This window comes from Pseudomonas sp. PDM31 (genome assembly GCF_019218965.1).
GTDB lineage: Bacteria > Pseudomonadota > Gammaproteobacteria > Pseudomonadales > Pseudomonadaceae > Aquipseudomonas.
In genome coordinates, this window is the sequence record NZ_JAHUWS010000006.1 from 174215 (window position 1) to 189757 (window position 15543).

A 15543-nucleotide genomic window follows, 5' to 3' on the forward strand; every position below is an offset into this window, starting at 1 on the left:
GATCAGTTCGAAGGCAACCTGGGCGGCATGTGCAACGGGATTGCCTTGAGGGGTTCGATCGGCTCGTGAGGACCATGTACCCCGGTCAATTCGCCAATCAGTCGCCAGTGCTCGTCGAGCCCGGCGCTGATGGTCGCCATGCGGTCCACCATATGGCGACCGGCAGCCCGGGTTACTTCGTCTTCACTGCGCAGCAATTCGAACGACATCGTCGTCACCGATGCAGTGAGGTGGGTCAACGAGCGTGCGGTGAGGCCCAGTAGTTCCATCAACAGCTGTTCTTTGGATTCCATCAGGGAGGCTTCCTGCGTCGCTCGATGTTTATTTATAACCCAGCACTTTGCATTAGCAAATATTTCAGGGCGGCGACAGACGGTCGAGCCTGCCGAACCCCGGGGTCAAATAACCACCGCAACCGGCTCTTCCCCGCGCCGCTTGATTGCCAAGCCCCGCGAAGCCAGTGTACAAATGCTTGGTTGCTATCAGGAAACAGGCTTCAAAGCGCTACCGCGGTGATCCCGTAGCCCCTCTGAAATTCCCTAAAAACTGTAGCCCTATTGGTAAGACGCGACATTTAATTATAAGATCGCGCCTTCCTCTATTTCGTCGCCCCGTGCGGCTTACGCCGCAGGTCTCGCCCGTTGTTCCGTTAAACAAGGCTTTGAGCATCTGCGGTTTGTAGCAAAAAGGTAGTCAATGATGAGCGCAAGGCACTTTCTCTCCCTGATGGATTGCACGCCCGAAGAGCTGGTCAGCGTGATCCGCCGAGGCGTTGAGCTCAAGGACCTGCGCAACCGCGGCGTGCTGTTCGAGCCCCTGAAGAACCGTGTACTGGGGATGATTTTCGAGAAGGCTTCGACCCGCACCCGCATTTCGTTCGAAGCCGGCATGATCCAGCTTGGCGGCCAGGCAATCTTCCTGTCGCCCCGTGATACCCAGCTGGGCCGTGGCGAGCCGATCGGCGACTGCGCGATTGTCATGTCGAGCATGCTCGATGCGGTGATGATCCGGACCTTTGCCCACAGCAACCTGACCGAGTTCGCCGCCAATTCCCGCGTACCTGTGATCAACGGTCTGTCCGATGACCTGCACCCGTGCCAGTTGCTGGCAGACATGCAGACGTTCCTCGAACACCGCGGTTCGATCCAGGGCAAGACCGTGGCCTGGATCGGCGACGGCAACAACATGTGCAACAGCTATATAGAAGCGGCGATCCAGTTCGACTTCCAGTTGCGCGTGGCCTGCCCGGAAGGCTACGAACCCAATCCGCTGTTCCTGGCCAAGGCTGGCGACCGTGTCACTGTCGTGCGCGATCCAAAGGATGCCGTACGTGGCGCCCATCTGGTGAGCACCGACGTCTGGACCTCCATGGGCCAGGAAGAGGAAACCGCCAAGCGTCTCAAGTTGTTCGCACCGTACCAGGTCAACCGTGCCCTGCTCGATCTGGCCGCAGAAGATGTCCTGTTCATGCATTGCCTGCCTGCGCACCGTGGCGAAGAGATCAGCGTCGACCTGCTCGACGACAAGCGCTCGGTGGCCTGGGATCAAGCCGAAAACCGCCTGCATGCACAAAAGGCCCTGCTCGAATTTCTCGTCGAGCCTGCGTATCACCACGCATGAGCCAGACTTTACTGCTCAACCTGCGCAACCTCGCGTGCGGCTACCAGGACCAGCGCGTCGTACAGAACCTCAATCTGCATTTGAACGCAGGCGACATCGGTTGCCTGCTGGGGTCCTCGGGATGTGGCAAGACCACCACCCTGCGGGCGATTGCCGGTTTCGAGCCCGTGCACGAAGGTGAAATCCAGCTGGCGGGCGAGACCATCTCCCGCGCCGGCTTCACCCTGGCCCCGGAAAAACGTCGCATCGGCATGGTGTTTCAGGACTACGCTCTGTTTCCGCACTTGAGCGTGGCCGAGAACATCGCCTTCGGTATTCGCAAGCACCCGCAAAAAGAGCGCATCACCGAAGAGTTACTGGAACTGGTCAACCTGAAAGGCTTGGGCAAACGCTTTGCCCATGAGCTTTCGGGCGGCCAGCAGCAACGTGTTGCACTGGCTCGGGCGCTGGCACCGGAGCCGCAATTGCTGCTGCTTGATGAGCCCTTCTCCAACCTCGACGGCGAACTGCGACGCAAGCTCAGCCATGAGGTACGCGACATTCTCAAGGCCCGTGGCACCAGCGCCATTCTGGTAACCCACGACCAGGAAGAAGCCTTCGCTGTCAGCGATCACGTTGGCGTGTTCAAGGAAGGCCGCCTGGAGCAGTGGGATACGCCCTACAACCTCTATCACGAACCGCTGACGCCGTACGTGGCCAGTTTCATTGGCCAGGGCTACTTCATTCGCGGCCAGTTGAGCAGCCCGGAGTCGGTGCAGACTGAACTGGGTGAGTTGCGCGGCAATCGTGCCTATACCTGGCCGGTGGGCGGTGCCGTGGACGTGTTGCTGCGCCCGGACGACATCGTCTATGCGCCGGACAGCGGCCTGAAGGCGCGAATTGCCGGCAAGACATTCCTGGGGGCATCGACCCTGTATCGATTGCAACTGCCTACCGGCGCGCAACTGGAGTCGATTTTCCCCAGCCATGTCGATCATCAGGTCGGGGTGGATGTCGGCATTCGTGTTGCAGCCGAACATCTGGTGCTGTTCCAGGCGTCCGGCAGTACCGCTGCGCAGATTCCCGCGGTTGAATCAGGTGTACGCCGTTACAGCGCAGCCAACTGAAACAATGCCAATCCCTGCAGGAGCACGCCTGTTCGCGATAGCGTAGATCAGCCAACATCTCAGTTGCATCTGATACCGTCATCGCGAGCAGGCTCGCTCCTACAGTCGTTTTGCGTCAGCCCAACATCAGCGTTCCACGCGCCACCAACGTCGCGTTCCCGCCAATCTTCACCCGTTCCCCTTCCAGCCTGCAGAACAACTCGCCACCGCGCGCAGAACGCTGATAAGCCGTCAGCTGCGACTTGCCCAGCCGGTTCGCCCAGTACGGAATCAGCAGGCAATGGGTCGACCCCGTCACGGGGTCTTCATTGATACCAATCGCCGGAGCGAAGTAGCGAGAAACGAAATCGTGCTGCTTGCCCCGGGCTGTGACAATCGCGCCCAGCCACGGCAGTTTCGCCAGGGCAGCCATGTCTGGCTGGCAATCGAGCACGGCCTGCTCGGACTCCAGCACTACAAACAACTCATTCGAATTGAGCACTTCAACGGCTTTCACCCCGAGCGCACGCTCGACGTCCAGGGTCTCGGCTAATTCCGTCTGCAAGATGGCCGGGAAGTCCAACCATAACCACCCGCCCTCGCGGGTCACGCTCAGGGGGCCGGACTTGCTGGTGAAGTCCAGGCGCTCGACCGGCTCTCTATAGACTTCAAACAGCACATACGCGCTCGCCAGCGTCGCATGCCCGCACAACGGCACTTCAGTCGTCGGGGTAAACCAGCGGATGTGCCAGCCCTGCCCTTCGCGTACCACGAAGGCGGTTTCAGCGAGATTGTGTTCACCGGCAATTTTCTGCATCAGTTCATCGGCGAGCCAGGTATCGAGCCGATACACCATGGCCGGGTTGCCACTGAACGGCCGATCACTGAATGCATCGACCTGATGAAATTCAAGCTGCATAACCTTCTCCCCTTGTCTGATCACCCAGCATGCTATGCCCGGCAAACCGGCACCAGTGACAGAGCAGCCTGATTTTCACCCTACAGCACGCCTCAAGCGCGGCCGATGTCGGCAAATTTCGCCTGGGTATGTTCGGCCAGCACGGCCGGTGCCAACTCAACTTCCAGCCCGCGCCGACCTGCACTGACAAAAATGCTGGCAAAAGGCTGAGCCGAATTGTCGATGAAGGTGCGCAGGCGTTTCTTCTGGCCCAACGGACTGATCCCTCCCAACAGATAACCCGTGGACCGCTGGGCAGCGGCCGGGTCGGCCATTTCGGCTTTTTTTACCCCGGCTGCATGGGCCAGCCCTTTCAAATCCAGGGTTCCAGCCACCGGCACGACCGCCACCAACAGTTCGCCTTTCTCGCTGGCCGCCAGTAGCGTCTTGAACACCTGCGCCGGGGCGAGGCCGAGTTTTTCCGCGGCCTCCAGCCCATAGGAGGCGGCCTTGGGGTCATGTTCGTAACTGTGCACGCGGTGTTCGGCCCGAACCTTTTTCAACAAATCCAATGCGGGGGTCATGACAGCTCCAGACTGGGCGGCAGAAGAAAAATCCTGCGCCGGATTCTAGGACATTGATCAGTAAAAGGCTCTATAGCGCCCCTGAATCCGCAGCCTGCCAAGGCTTCAATCCTCAACATTCGAGAAAAACGTGGACCCCGGAGATTCGTTCATCCATGCGACGAATAGTTTCTTTGTGCCCAATAGTTCACTTTCGACCTTTGACAGCAGTGTTTCTTGTCTATATTTTTTCGTTTCTGAAAACCATACAAATTACGCACTGCAGCACCCAGCATCAAACCGGGACCAGAATGGGGATCCTGCCCCGGTAAAAAACGCGCTTTGACCATGATGGAAAGCAGCGCCAGACAACAAAAAGAATTGAGGTTTCAATGACAACGGCTTTACAACAACCATCACTCTCGAGCCAATGCATGGCCGAGTTCCTGGGTACTGCGCTGCTGATATTTTTTGGTACAGGCTGCGTTGCCGCGCTCAAGGTCGCGGGTGCCAGTTTCGGCTTGTGGGAAATCAGTATTATCTGGGGCATCGGTGTGAGCATGGCGATCTACTTGACCGCCGGAGTTTCCGGGGCTCATCTGAACCCTGCCGTGAGTATTGCCCTGAGCATTTTCGCTGACTTCGAAAAGCGCAAACTGCCTTTCTACATCATTGCCCAAGTGGCCGGTGCCTTCTGCGGCGCAATGTTGGTTTACACGCTCTACAGCAATCTATTCTTCGATTTCGAACAAACCCACCATATGGTTCGTGGCACGCAGGCCAGCCTCGAATTGGCCTCGGTGTTCTCCACTTTTCCCAACCCTGCACTGTCCACCGCCCAGGCTTTCCTGGTCGAGCTGATCATTACCGCCATCCTGATGGGCGTGATCATGTCCCTGACCGACGATAACAACGGCTTGCCCAAAGGCCCATTGGCCCCCCTGTTGATCGGCCTGCTGATTGCGGTGATCGGCAGTTCGATGGGGCCACTGACCGGTTTCGCGATGAACCCCGCGCGCGACTTCGGCCCCAAGCTGATGACTTTCCTTGCCGGTTGGGGTGAAATTTCCTTCACTGGCGGACGCGACATTCCGTATTTCCTGATTCCGGTTTTTGCACCGATTGTCGGTGCCTGCCTCGGCGCTGCCGCTTATCGCGGGCTGATTGCCCGTCATCTGCCCAGCGCCATACCTGCTACAAAGGATGCATCTACGGCCATTGACGGCAAACCACGAACTTCTTGATACCGTTGGCGCATGATCCTGCCCATTCGAGCACGCGCCAGACTTCACTCCCTTATTCGTCCAAGGCAATCGACATGACCGACACCCAGAATAAGAACTACATCATTGCCCTCGATCAGGGTACGACCAGCTCCCGCGCGATCATTTTCGACCGCGATGCAAACGTGGTCAGCACCGCCCAACGGGAATTCGCACAGCATTACCCGCAAGCCGGCTGGGTCGAACACGACCCGATGGAAATCTTCGCCACCCAGAGTGCCGTCATGGTCGAAGCCCTGGCACAAGCCGGCCTGCATCATGACCAGGTGGCCGCCATCGGCATCACCAACCAGCGCGAAACCACCGTGGTCTGGGACAAGAACACCGGTCGCCCGATCTACAATGCGATCGTCTGGCAATGCCGGCGCAGCACGGAAATCTGCCAACAGCTCAAGCGCGACGGCCACGAGCAGTACATCAGCGATACCACGGGCCTTGTCACCGACCCGTACTTCTCCGGCACCAAGCTCAAGTGGATCCTCGACAATGTCGAAGGCAGCCGCGAACGCGCGCGCAACGGTGAACTGCTGTTCGGCACCGTCGACAGCTGGTTGATCTGGAAATTCAGCGGCGGCAAGGTGCATGTCACCGATTACACCAACGCCTCGCGCACCATGCTCTTCAACATCCACACCCTGGAGTGGGACGCGAAGATGCTGGAGCTACTGGATATACCGCGGGAGATGCTGCCGCAGGTGAAGCCCTCGTCGCAAATCTATGGCCACACCAAAAGCGGCATCGCCATCGGCGGTATCGCCGGTGACCAGCAAGCCGCCCTGTTCGGCCAGATGTGCGTTGAGCCTGGCCAGGCGAAAAACACCTACGGCACCGGCTGCTTCCTGCTGATGAATACCGGCGACAAAGCCGTGAAGTCCAGTCACGGCATGCTCACCACCATCGCTTGCGGCCCGCGTAGCGAGGTGGCTTATGCCCTGGAAGGCGCCGTATTCAATGGCGGCTCCACGGTGCAGTGGCTGCGCGATGAACTGAAGATCATCAACGACGCCCACGACACCGAATACTTTGCCAACAAGGTCAAGGACAGCAACGGCGTGTACCTGGTGCCGGCGTTTACCGGGCTTGGCGCGCCGTATTGGGATCCGTATGCCCGTGGCGCATTGTTCGGCCTGACCCGTGGCGTACGCGTGGACCACATCATTCGTGCCGCGCTGGAGTCGATTGCCTACCAGACCCGCGACGTGCTCGACGCCATGCAGCAAGACTCCGGCGAACGCCTCAAGGCCCTGCGCGTGGACGGCGGCGCGGTAGCGAACAATTTCCTCATGCAGTTCCAGGCCGACATTCTCGGCACCCAGGTCGAGCGTCCGCAAATGCGTGAAACCACAGCACTCGGCGCCGCCTACCTGGCAGGCTTGGCCTGTGGCTTCTGGGGCAGCCTGGAAGAACTGCGTGGCAAGGCAGTCATCGAGCGCAAGTTCGAGCCGACCCTTGAGGAGGCCGCGAAGGAAAAACTCTACGCAGGCTGGAAAAAAGCGGTCAGCCGGACCCGCGACTGGGAGCCCCACGAAAGTGCTGAATAAGTCCGTCTGAGAACTTGTAAAGGCTTGTAACTGGTAGGGAGCGGATTCCTGCGGCATCATGGGCAAATTTTGCCCGGCAGCCCAAAGGAAGCCCCATGAATCTGCCTCCCCGTCAGCAGCAAATCCTCGAACTGGTCCGCGAGCGCGGCTATGTCAGCATCGAGGAAATGGCCACGCTGTTCGTTGTTACACCGCAAACCATCCGCCGCGATATCAATCAGCTCGCGGAAGCCAATTTGTTGCGTCGCTACCACGGTGGCGCCGCCTACGACTCCAGTGTCGAGAACACCGCATACGCCATGCGCGCCGATCAGATGCGCGATGAAAAGCAGCGTATTGGCGAAGCCATTGCCTCGCAGATTCCCGACCATGCCTCGCTGTTCATCAACATCGGCACCACGACCGAGTCGATTGCCCGGGCCCTGCTCAACCACAGCCACCTGAAGATCATCACCAACAACCTGCACGTGGCCTCGATGCTCAGCGCCAAGGACGACTTCGATGTGCTGCTGACCGGGGGCAACGTGCGCCGCGATGGTGGCGTGGTCGGCCAGGCCAGTGTCGATTTCATCAACCAGTTCAAGGTCGACTTCGCCCTGGTCGGCATCAGCGGCATCGACGAAGACGGCAGCCTGCTGGACTTCGACTATCAGGAAGTGCGGGTGTCCCAGGCGATCATTGCCAACGCCCGACAGGTGATCCTGGCGGCGGACTCCAGCAAGTTCGGGCGCAACGCCATGATTCGCCTGGGCCCGATCAGCCTGGTTGATTGCCTGGTCACCGATCAGCAGCCTTCGCCGGCATTGGCGCAGTTGTTGACGCAACACAAGATTCGCCTGGAAGTCGTTTAAGCCCCCCCAGATCTTCGGCGCCTGTTGCGCCGCCATCGCGGGCAAGCCCGCTCCCACCTTAGGTGTTGTGTCGATCACAAAACCTGTGAACACAATTGAACACTGTGGGAGCGGGCTTGCTCGCGCAGTCGATCGTGCATACAAAATCACTCTTGCACCTTAACGCGCATCAAAATGTTCGTAAATTTTCCTTTAACCCTCCTTCGATGAGTATTCTCAATCGAAACGGACTGGTTGCGCGCGTCTTTATCGGCTAATATTTTCGAATATGAACATCCATGTTCGAATTCAAATACAGAAAATCAAAAAGCCCGAGGCCTTGCCGATGCCCACTTCTACCCTGCCTACGCCCCCACTCGCCGAGGTCTACGATATTGCCGTCATCGGTGGCGGGATCAATGGCGTGGGCATCGCAGCGGATGCCGCGGGCCGCGGGCTTTCGGTGTTCCTTTGCGAAAAGGATGATCTGGCCAGTCACACTTCGTCGGCCAGCAGCAAACTGATCCACGGCGGCCTGCGCTACCTGGAACATTACGAATTCCGCCTGGTACGCGAAGCCCTGGCCGAACGTGAAGTGCTGCTGACCAAGGCGCCGCACATCGTCAAGCAGATGCGCTTCGTGCTGCCCCACCGGCCACACCTGCGTCCGGCCTGGATGATCCGCGCCGGCCTGTTCCTCTACGATAACCTGGGCAAACGGGAACAACTGGAAGGCTCGAAAAGCCTGAAGTTCGGCCCGGACAGCGCGTTGAAAAGCGAAATCACCAAAGGTTTCGAATACTCCGATTGCTGGGTGGACGACGCGCGCCTGGTGGTCCTGAACGCCATGGCGGCCCGGGAAAAAGGCGCCCACGTTCACACCCAGACCCGCTGCGTCAGCGCTCGGCGCGCCAAGGGCCTGTGGCACCTGCACCTGGAGCGCGCCGACGGCAGCCTGTTTTCCATCCGCGCCAAGGCGCTGGTCAACGCCGCCGGCCCCTGGGTCGCAAAATTCATCCGCGACGACCTGAAAATGGAGTCGCCATACGGCATCCGCCTGATCCAGGGCAGCCACCTGATCGTGTCGAAACTCTATGAAGGCGAACACGCGCACATCCTGCAAAACGAAGATCAGCGCATTGTGTTCACCATTCCGTACCTGAATCATTTCACCCTGATCGGTACCACCGACCGCGAGTACACCGGCGATCCGGCGAAGGTGGCCATCACTGACAGCGAAACCGAATACCTGTTGAACGTGGTCAATGCCCACTTCAAAAAACAGATCGGTCGCGAAGACATCCTGCACAGCTATTCCGGCGTGCGGCCGCTGTGCAATGACGAGTCCGACAACCCGTCAGCGGTCACCCGCGATTACACCCTGGCGCTGTCGGGTTCTGACGAAGAAGCGCCGTTGCTGTCGGTATTCGGTGGCAAGCTGACCACCTACCGCAAACTGGCCGAGTCGGCGCTGGCGCAACTGGCTCCGTACTTCAAGCACATTCAGCCGAGCTGGACCGCCACTGCCACACTGCCGGGCGGTGAAGACATGACCACCCCGCAGGCCTTGAGCTCGGGCATCCGTGACCGGTTCGACTGGGTCCCGACGGAAATCGCCCGCCGCTGGGCCACCACCTACGGCAGCCGCACCTGGCGCATGCTCGAAGGCGTACAAGACCTCGGCGACCTGGGCGAGCACATCGGCGGCGGTCTCTACACCCGCGAAATCGATTACCTGTGCAGTGAAGAGTGGGCAAGCAGCGCCCACGACATCCTGTGGCGCCGTAGCAAGCTCGGGTTATTCACCACGGCAGCGGAGCAGGACAAGCTCAAGGACTACCTGAACAAGGTCGAACAGAACCGCAGCAAGATCGAAGCGGCCTGATTGATCATTGGAATAAACGAAAGCCCCTGAACCTCACGATTCAGGGGCTTTGTCGATTTACCAACTTCAGTCGCGCAGGTCTGACTCGTGAATAGGCTGCTCACGATGGGTCGCCCGCTGATATTGCGCCGGCCAGACGGCCTTGCGCCCACCCAGATCATCGTCCGCGTGCAATGCCCAATATGGATCGCGTAACAACTCTCGAGCCAGGAAGATGATATCCGCCTGGCAGGTGCGCAAAATATGCTCGGCCTGGGCCGGCTCGGTGATCATGCCGACCGTGCCGGTGGCGATGCCTGACTCCTTGCGCACACGCTCGGCGAAGCGGGTCTGGTAACCGGGCCCTATGGGGATTTCGGCATTTGCCGCCGTCCCGCCCGACGAGACGTCGATCAGGTCCACGCCGAGATCTTTCAGACGACGGGCCAGTTCCACGGTTTCATCCGGGTTCCAGCCATCCTCTACCCAGTCGGTGGCCGAGACACGAACGAACACCGGCAACTCCTCAGGCCACACCGCACGCACCGCTGCGGTCACCTCCAGCACCAACCGAATGCGATTTTCGAACGAGCCACCGTATTGGTCACGCCGCTGATTACTCAACGGTGAAAGAAACTGATGCAGCAGGTACCCATGGGCAGCGTGGACTTCGACCACTTTGAAACCTGCTGTAAGGGCGCGCTTGGCGGAATCGACAAAGGCTTGAACCACCTCAGCGATCTCGCCTTCATCCAGTTTGCGCGGCTGGGTGTGCTGCGGGTCGAACGCTATCGGGGAAGGTCCGACTGGAGTCCAGCCGCCCTCATCCGGCTTCACGCTGCCATGCTTGCCCAGCCACGGCCGATAGGTGCTGGCCTTGCGCCCGGCATGCGCCAGTTGAATGCCGGCTACAGCGCCCTGAGCGGCGATGAAGCGGGTGATGCGTTGCAAGGGTTCGATCTGTTCGTCATTCCACAGGCCGAGGTCCTGGGCGGTAATGCGCCCGTCGGCGGTGACCGCCGTGGCTTCGGTAAATACCAGCCCGGCCCCGCCGACCGCACGGCTGCCGAGATGGACCAGGTGCCAGTCATTGGCCAGGCCGTCGACACTGGAATACTGGCACATCGGTGATACCGCGATGCGGTTAAGCAGGGTCAATTGGCGAAGGGTATAGGGTTCAAGCAGCAGACTCATGGGGCACCTCTCGTATCAGTGGGCAGGCTCCAGGTTCTGTTTGAATAGTCGACGAGTGACAGGAAAGAGGTACAACACCCGCCCCCGCGGGCAAAAAATTCGACAAGACGTCACAAGGCCAATCAAGCAGTGATTAGAGCCTAGTCGACAACCGGGGTTGTGGGAGGGTTCAAGAATTGAAACAACTCTTCAAGCTCAGATCTTGTGGCGAGGGGGCTTGCCCCCGCTGGGCTGCGAAGCGGCCCCAAACCTGCTGTCGATTTACGCAAGGTCGACCGTGTCGAATCACTTTGCGGCTGCTGCGCAGCCGAGCGGGGGCAAGCCCCCTCGCCACAAAAGGTGTGCAGCGGCCTATCGAGGTTCGATGTGGGCAATCATCAACTGCACCGTCTCATTGCCACGAAACTCATTCAGGTCGAGCTTGTAGGCCAGTTCCACCCACTTGATCGTCGGATTCGGCCATATATCGCGGTCGATACCGAAAGCGATGCCATCGAGCTTCACCGAACCGCATTCGCTGCGCAGCACGACTTTGAGATGGCGCTCGCCGACGACACGCTGCTCGACCAACTGAAACACCCCGTGAAACAGCGGCTCGGGGAAGTGCTGCCCCCACGGGCCGGCGTGGCGCAGGGCGCGGGCCAGTTCCAGGTGAAACTCCTCCACCGCCAGGGTGCCGTCAGACAGCAGGCGCCCGGTCAGGTCTTCTTCGCGCAGTTGCCGGCGCACCTCGGCGTCAAAGGCCTCGGCGAACAACGGAAAATTCTCTTGCGCCAGCGTCAGCCCGGCGGCCATCGCATGGCCACCGTACTTGGTGATCAGATCTGGATGTTGTGCCGCAACCACGCTCAGGGCGTCGCGAATATGAAACCCCTGGACCGAGCGCCCCGACCCCTTGAGCAGGCCATCACCAGCATCGGCAAAGGCGATGGTCGGACGGAAATACCGTTCTTTCATACGCGAGGCGAGGATGCCGATGACACCCTGGTGCCACTCGGGATCGAACAGGCACAAACCGAACGGCATCGATTCCACCGGCAAATCCTTGAGCTGCGCCAGCGCTTCACGCTGCATGCCCTGCTCGATGGATTTGCGGTCCTGGTTCATGCCGTCCAGCTGTGCCGCCATTTCACCGGCGGTCGCCGCATCGTCGGTCAGCAGACACTCGATGCCCAGGCTCATGTCATCCAGACGCCCCGCCGCGTTCAGGCGCGGGCCGACAATGAAACCCAGGTCGGTGGAGGTGATTCGCGTGTGATCACGCTTGGCCACTTCAAGAATCGCCTTGATACCCGGCCGGGCGCGCCCTGCGCGAATCCGCTCCAGGCCCTGATGCACCAGGATCCGGTTGTTGGCATCCAGCGGCACCACGTCGGCGACGCTGCCCAACGCCACCAGATCCAGCAGTTCACCGATATTCGGCTGTGGTTTGCTCACGTACCAACCCAACTCGCGCAACCGCGCACGCAGGGCCATCAGTACATAGAAAATCACCCCGACGCCGGCCAGAGCCTTGCTCGGGAAAGCGCAACCGGGCTGGTTCGGGTTGACGATGGCATCGGCCAGCGGCAGTTCATCACCGGGCAAGTGGTGATCGGTGACGAGCACCTTGAGCCCGGCTTTTTTCGCCGCCGCCACGCCTTCGACGCTGGAGATGCCGTTGTCCACGGTGATCAGCAATTGCGGATCGCGGGTCAGCGCAACCTCGACGATTTCCGGGGTCAGGCCATAGCCGTAATCGAAGCGATTGGGCACCAGGTAATCGACATGCGCCGCACCCAGCAGACGCAGGCCCAACGTACCCACGGTACTGGCCGTTGCGCCATCGGCGTCAAAGTCGCCGACAATCAGAATCCGTTGGCGCTGCTCGAGTGCCGTCACCAACAAGTCCACGGCGGCATCGATGCCCTTGAGCTGCTGGAACGGAATCAGCCGCGCCAGGCTCTTGTCCAGCTCAGCCTCCGATTGCACGCCCCGCGCTGCGTACAGGCGGGTCAACAACGGCGGAATATCACCGAGAAATGGCAGGGTGTCGGGCAGCTGGCGAGGTTCAATGCGCATGGGGTGACAGGTGCTTCTCTTCAATACGTAGGATAAAACCGGATGACGCTGTGCAACGGCGAAAAATCAGCCGCGCTCACCGGCCAGCCACTGCAACTGGACTTCGTGCTGACCACGGTCGTCGGTGACGAAAATCGTCCCCTCGCTGATCATCACGTCCCACTTGATCACGCGCGGCATGTCTTTGGCCAGGGTCTCCAGGACCTCCTGAGGCACAGCGGCAATGTTGACGTTTTTCAGATTCTTTACTGCCGGAACCACTTTGCCTTCCCAGACGCGCAGGCTGCCATAGGCCAGCAGGCTGGTGCGTTCAGTGCGACGCGAACACCAGGTCAGGCGCTCGGCGTCAGGCTGGCCGACTTCGATCCAGTGCAGCACGCGGTCATCCAGGCTTTTTTCCCACAGGGCCGGCTCGTCCACTTCTGACAGACCGCGGCCGAACGACAACTGCTCGTTGTACCAGAGGGCGTAGGCCAGCAGGCGCACGGTCATGCGCTCTTCGGTTTCCGAAGGGTGGCGGGCGATGGTCTGTTTGACGCTCTCATAGACGCTGCGGTCAAGGTCGGTGAGGTTCAGTTCAAACTTGTAGGTCGTGGACGGCTGGGCCATGAACGGGCTTCTTGATACGAGGAAAGGCGGCAAGTCTAACCGATGCGACGGGCATTCCACGAATCGAAGGCGATCAAGCGGGAGAGTCTGACAGTCGGCTATGTTAAAACGCAGTATTCGCTAAGCCTTTGTCCTACAGGATTTCGTATGCCGCTCACCTCCAAACCGCTTTGCGGTCTGAAAGTCATCGAATTGGGCACCTTGATTGCCGGCCCCTTTGCCTCACGAATCTGCGCCGAGTTCGGTGCCGAAGTGATCAAGATCGAGTCCCCGGACGGCGGCGACCCGCTGCGTAAATGGCGCAAACTCTATGAAGGCACCTCTTTGTGGTGGTTCGTTCAGGCACGCAACAAGAAGTCCCTGACGCTCAACCTCAAGCATCCTGACGGCCTGGCCATTCTGAAAAAACTGCTTGGCGAAGCGGACATCCTGATCGAGAACTTTCGCCCTGGCGTCCTGGAAAAACTTGGCCTGGGCTGGGACGTGCTGCATGCACTCAATCCGAAGCTGGTGATGGTGCGACTATCGGGCTTCGGCCAGACTGGCCCGATGAAAGATCAGCCCGGTTTCGGTGCGGTGGGTGAATCCATGGGTGGCCTGCGCTACATCACCGGGTTCGAAGACCGGCCGCCGGTGCGCACCGGAATTTCCATCGGCGATTCGATTGCCGCGCTCTGGGGCGTGATTGGTGCCTTGATGGCCCTGCGTCATCGCGAGGTCAACGGTGGACAGGGGCAAGTGGTGGACGTGGCGCTGTACGAAGCGATTTTCGCCATGATGGAAAGCATGGTCCCGGAGTTCGATGTGTTCGGTTTCATCCGCGAACGCACCGGTAACATCATGCCGGGCATCACCCCCTCTTCTATCCACACCAGCGCAGATGGCAAGCACGTGCAGATCGGCGCCAATGGCGATGCGATCTTCAAACGCTTCATGCTGATCATCGGTCGGGAGGACCTGGCTGACGATCCTCAACTTGCCAGCAACGATGGCCGCGACAGCCGTCGCGACGAGATCTATGGGGTCATCGATCGCTGGGTCAATTCATTGCCGCTGGACCAGGTGCTGGCGCTGCTCAACCAGGCTGACGTGCCCGCCAGCCGGATATTCAGCGCCGAAGACATGTTCTGTGATCCGCAGTACCTGGCGCGGGAGATGTTCCTGCAGGCCAAGCTGCCGGATGGCAAAGACTTCAAGATGCCGGGAATCGTACCGAAACTCTCAGAGACTCCCGGTGAATGCGAATGGGTCGGGCCACAACTGGGTGAGCACAATGCACTGGTGCTTCAGGAACTTGGCTATGACGCGTCGCAGATCGCCCAGTTGCGCAAAGACGGCGCCATCTGATCTGGCGGAGTTTTTCGACAACAAGCTCCAGCCATGACAAATCGCAGGCAAAAGAAACCCCGAGAAGTGGGGAGACGACCCGGGGTCAAACTTGGCCTTAAAGACCAGTAGCAGCAGGCGCCAAGCATCGGAGCACAATGCTTGATCCTGCTGTTACAAGGTCTGACTGACCTGCGCGCAGGAAGGTTCCCGCAAGCATCGATTCAGTTGCGGCTGGCCAGCAGCTTGTCTTGGGCTGCATTACGCAACGCCGCGATAACACAGGGCTCCAGGCGTCCTTCAGCGATCAGCACGTCGCGGTGCAATCCATCGACCACATCGGTCAAAAGACGCTTGTCACTCAACTGCGCCTGATTGAATTCCCGCTCCACCACGATGGCGCCGAGTGGATTCTTCAGGCTGACCCTGCATTCGCCATGGATACCTGACGGGGTCAATATGACTTGATAAGGGCTCAGCGCCTCGCCGAGCAACAGGCTGATACTTTCCATCCCGATCACCACTCAATAGTTCGAAAACAACATGCCTGGGGTGTGTCTAAAGTAAATGACCACCGGCGCGAGAAGAAAGTTCTGGATACTGGGCGCAGGCGAACCTGTACGTCACATCCACAGAGCATGCACGGCAAACATGACAGAGAAAAAACGC

14 protein-coding genes are annotated in these 15543 nt (G+C 59.6%); 7 read left to right on the top strand and 7 right to left on the bottom strand.

Annotation, left to right across the window (positions count from 1 at the left end):
* Positions 1-2: 2 nt before the first annotated feature.
* Entirely contained in the window at positions 3-293 is a 291-nt protein-coding gene (locus KW839_RS13950) for a hypothetical protein (RefSeq protein ID WP_060539555.1), read from the bottom strand.
* Positions 294-699: 406 nt separating this feature from the next.
* Here KW839_RS13950 and argF point away from each other — a divergent pair, with 406 nt between their 5' ends.
* Both argF and KW839_RS13960 read left to right on the top strand, forming a co-directional pair.
* Positions 700-1620 carry an ornithine carbamoyltransferase gene (argF, locus tag KW839_RS13955; protein WP_060539554.1) on the top strand — a complete coding sequence of 307 codons (921 nt, stop codon included), beginning with the start codon at positions 700-702 and terminating at the stop codon, positions 1618-1620.
* Positions 1617-2726, top strand: a complete 1110-nt coding sequence (locus tag KW839_RS13960) for an ABC transporter ATP-binding protein (protein ID WP_218424656.1) — start codon at positions 1617-1619, stop codon at positions 2724-2726. Before argF ends, KW839_RS13960 begins: the two co-directional genes overlap by 4 nt.
* 115 nt (positions 2727-2841) lie before the next feature.
* On the opposite strand, the gene KW839_RS13965 is transcribed toward KW839_RS13960, so the two are convergent.
* Both KW839_RS13965 and ybaK read right to left on the bottom strand, forming a co-directional pair.
* Positions 2842-3624 carry a PhzF family phenazine biosynthesis protein gene (locus KW839_RS13965; protein ID WP_218424657.1) on the bottom strand — a complete coding sequence of 261 codons (783 nt, stop codon included), beginning with the start codon at positions 3622-3624 and terminating at the stop codon, positions 2842-2844.
* Positions 3625-3716: 92 nt separating this feature from the next.
* Positions 3717-4187, bottom strand: coding sequence for a Cys-tRNA(Pro) deacylase (gene ybaK, locus KW839_RS13970; protein ID WP_060539551.1), 471 nt, complete (start codon positions 4185-4187; stop codon positions 3717-3719).
* A gap of 371 nt (positions 4188-4558) precedes the next feature.
* Between ybaK and KW839_RS13975 the strand changes: the two genes are divergently transcribed.
* The 4 genes from KW839_RS13975 (at position 4559) to glpD (ending at position 9705) form a co-directional block, all read left to right on the top strand.
* On the top strand, positions 4559-5410 hold the full coding sequence (locus KW839_RS13975; protein ID WP_218424658.1) for an MIP/aquaporin family protein: 852 nt from the start codon (positions 4559-4561) through the stop codon (positions 5408-5410).
* Between the two features lie 74 nt (positions 5411-5484).
* The gene (gene glpK / locus KW839_RS13980) at positions 5485-6990 is read left to right on the top strand and encodes a glycerol kinase GlpK (protein ID WP_218424659.1); all 1506 of its coding nucleotides are present in this window, start codon (positions 5485-5487) and stop codon (positions 6988-6990) included.
* Between the two features lie 95 nt (positions 6991-7085).
* Positions 7086-7841: a DeoR/GlpR family transcriptional regulator gene (locus tag KW839_RS13985; protein WP_218424660.1), complete on the top strand. Its 756-nt coding sequence runs from the start codon at positions 7086-7088 to the stop codon at positions 7839-7841.
* Between the two features lie 325 nt (positions 7842-8166).
* Entirely contained in the window at positions 8167-9705 is a 1539-nt protein-coding gene (gene glpD / locus KW839_RS13990) for a glycerol-3-phosphate dehydrogenase (protein WP_218424661.1), read from the top strand.
* 66 nt (positions 9706-9771) lie between these two features.
* Here the strand turns inward: glpD and KW839_RS13995 are convergent, their stop codons facing one another.
* The 3 genes from KW839_RS13995 to KW839_RS14005 all read right to left on the bottom strand — a co-directional run bounded on the left by KW839_RS13995 (position 9772) and on the right by KW839_RS14005 (position 13548).
* Positions 9772-10878, bottom strand: coding sequence for an NADH:flavin oxidoreductase/NADH oxidase (locus KW839_RS13995; RefSeq protein ID WP_060539547.1), 1107 nt, complete (start codon positions 10876-10878; stop codon positions 9772-9774).
* Positions 10879-11229: 351 nt separating this feature from the next.
* On the bottom strand, positions 11230-12939 hold the full coding sequence (gene recJ, locus KW839_RS14000; RefSeq protein ID WP_060539546.1) for a single-stranded-DNA-specific exonuclease RecJ: 1710 nt from the start codon (positions 12937-12939) through the stop codon (positions 11230-11232).
* A gap of 66 nt (positions 12940-13005) precedes the next feature.
* The gene (locus KW839_RS14005; RefSeq protein WP_007971297.1) at positions 13006-13548 is read right to left on the bottom strand and encodes a YaeQ family protein; all 543 of its coding nucleotides are present in this window, start codon (positions 13546-13548) and stop codon (positions 13006-13008) included.
* Positions 13549-13695: 147 nt separating this feature from the next.
* Here KW839_RS14005 and KW839_RS14010 point away from each other — a divergent pair, with 147 nt between their 5' ends.
* The gene (locus KW839_RS14010; protein WP_218424662.1) at positions 13696-14895 is read left to right on the top strand and encodes a CaiB/BaiF CoA-transferase family protein; all 1200 of its coding nucleotides are present in this window, start codon (positions 13696-13698) and stop codon (positions 14893-14895) included.
* Positions 14896-15098: 203 nt separating this feature from the next.
* Here KW839_RS14010 and KW839_RS14015 read toward each other — a convergent pair whose 3' ends face one another.
* On the bottom strand, positions 15099-15386 hold the full coding sequence (locus tag KW839_RS14015; RefSeq protein ID WP_060539544.1) for a DUF3509 domain-containing protein: 288 nt from the start codon (positions 15384-15386) through the stop codon (positions 15099-15101).
* Between the last annotated feature and the right edge of the window lie 157 nt (positions 15387-15543).

Coding starts and splice junctions, on each gene's coding strand:
- KW839_RS13975 (WP_218424658.1), top strand. CDS start 4,559: ATGACAACGGCTTTACAACAACCATCACTCTCGAGCCAATGCATGGCC.
- KW839_RS13965 (WP_218424657.1), bottom strand. CDS start 3,624: ATGCAGCTTGAATTTCATCAGGTCGATGCATTCAGTGATCGGCCGTTC.
- KW839_RS14015 (WP_060539544.1), bottom strand. CDS start 15,386: ATGGAAAGTATCAGCCTGTTGCTCGGCGAGGCGCTGAGCCCTTATCAA.
- KW839_RS14010 (WP_218424662.1), top strand. CDS start 13,696: ATGCCGCTCACCTCCAAACCGCTTTGCGGTCTGAAAGTCATCGAATTG.
- recJ (WP_060539546.1), bottom strand. CDS start 12,939: ATGCGCATTGAACCTCGCCAGCTGCCCGACACCCTGCCATTTCTCGGT.
- KW839_RS14005 (WP_007971297.1), bottom strand. CDS start 13,548: ATGGCCCAGCCGTCCACGACCTACAAGTTTGAACTGAACCTCACCGAC.
- KW839_RS13960 (WP_218424656.1), top strand. CDS start 1,617: ATGAGCCAGACTTTACTGCTCAACCTGCGCAACCTCGCGTGCGGCTAC.
- KW839_RS13950 (WP_060539555.1), bottom strand. CDS start 293: ATGGAATCCAAAGAACAGCTGTTGATGGAACTACTGGGCCTCACCGCA.
- argF (WP_060539554.1), top strand. CDS start 700: ATGAGCGCAAGGCACTTTCTCTCCCTGATGGATTGCACGCCCGAAGAG.
- ybaK (WP_060539551.1), bottom strand. CDS start 4,187: ATGACCCCCGCATTGGATTTGTTGAAAAAGGTTCGGGCCGAACACCGC.
- glpK (WP_218424659.1), top strand. CDS start 5,485: ATGACCGACACCCAGAATAAGAACTACATCATTGCCCTCGATCAGGGT.
- glpD (WP_218424661.1), top strand. CDS start 8,167: ATGCCCACTTCTACCCTGCCTACGCCCCCACTCGCCGAGGTCTACGAT.
- KW839_RS13995 (WP_060539547.1), bottom strand. CDS start 10,878: ATGAGTCTGCTGCTTGAACCCTATACCCTTCGCCAATTGACCCTGCTT.
- KW839_RS13985 (WP_218424660.1), top strand. CDS start 7,086: ATGAATCTGCCTCCCCGTCAGCAGCAAATCCTCGAACTGGTCCGCGAG.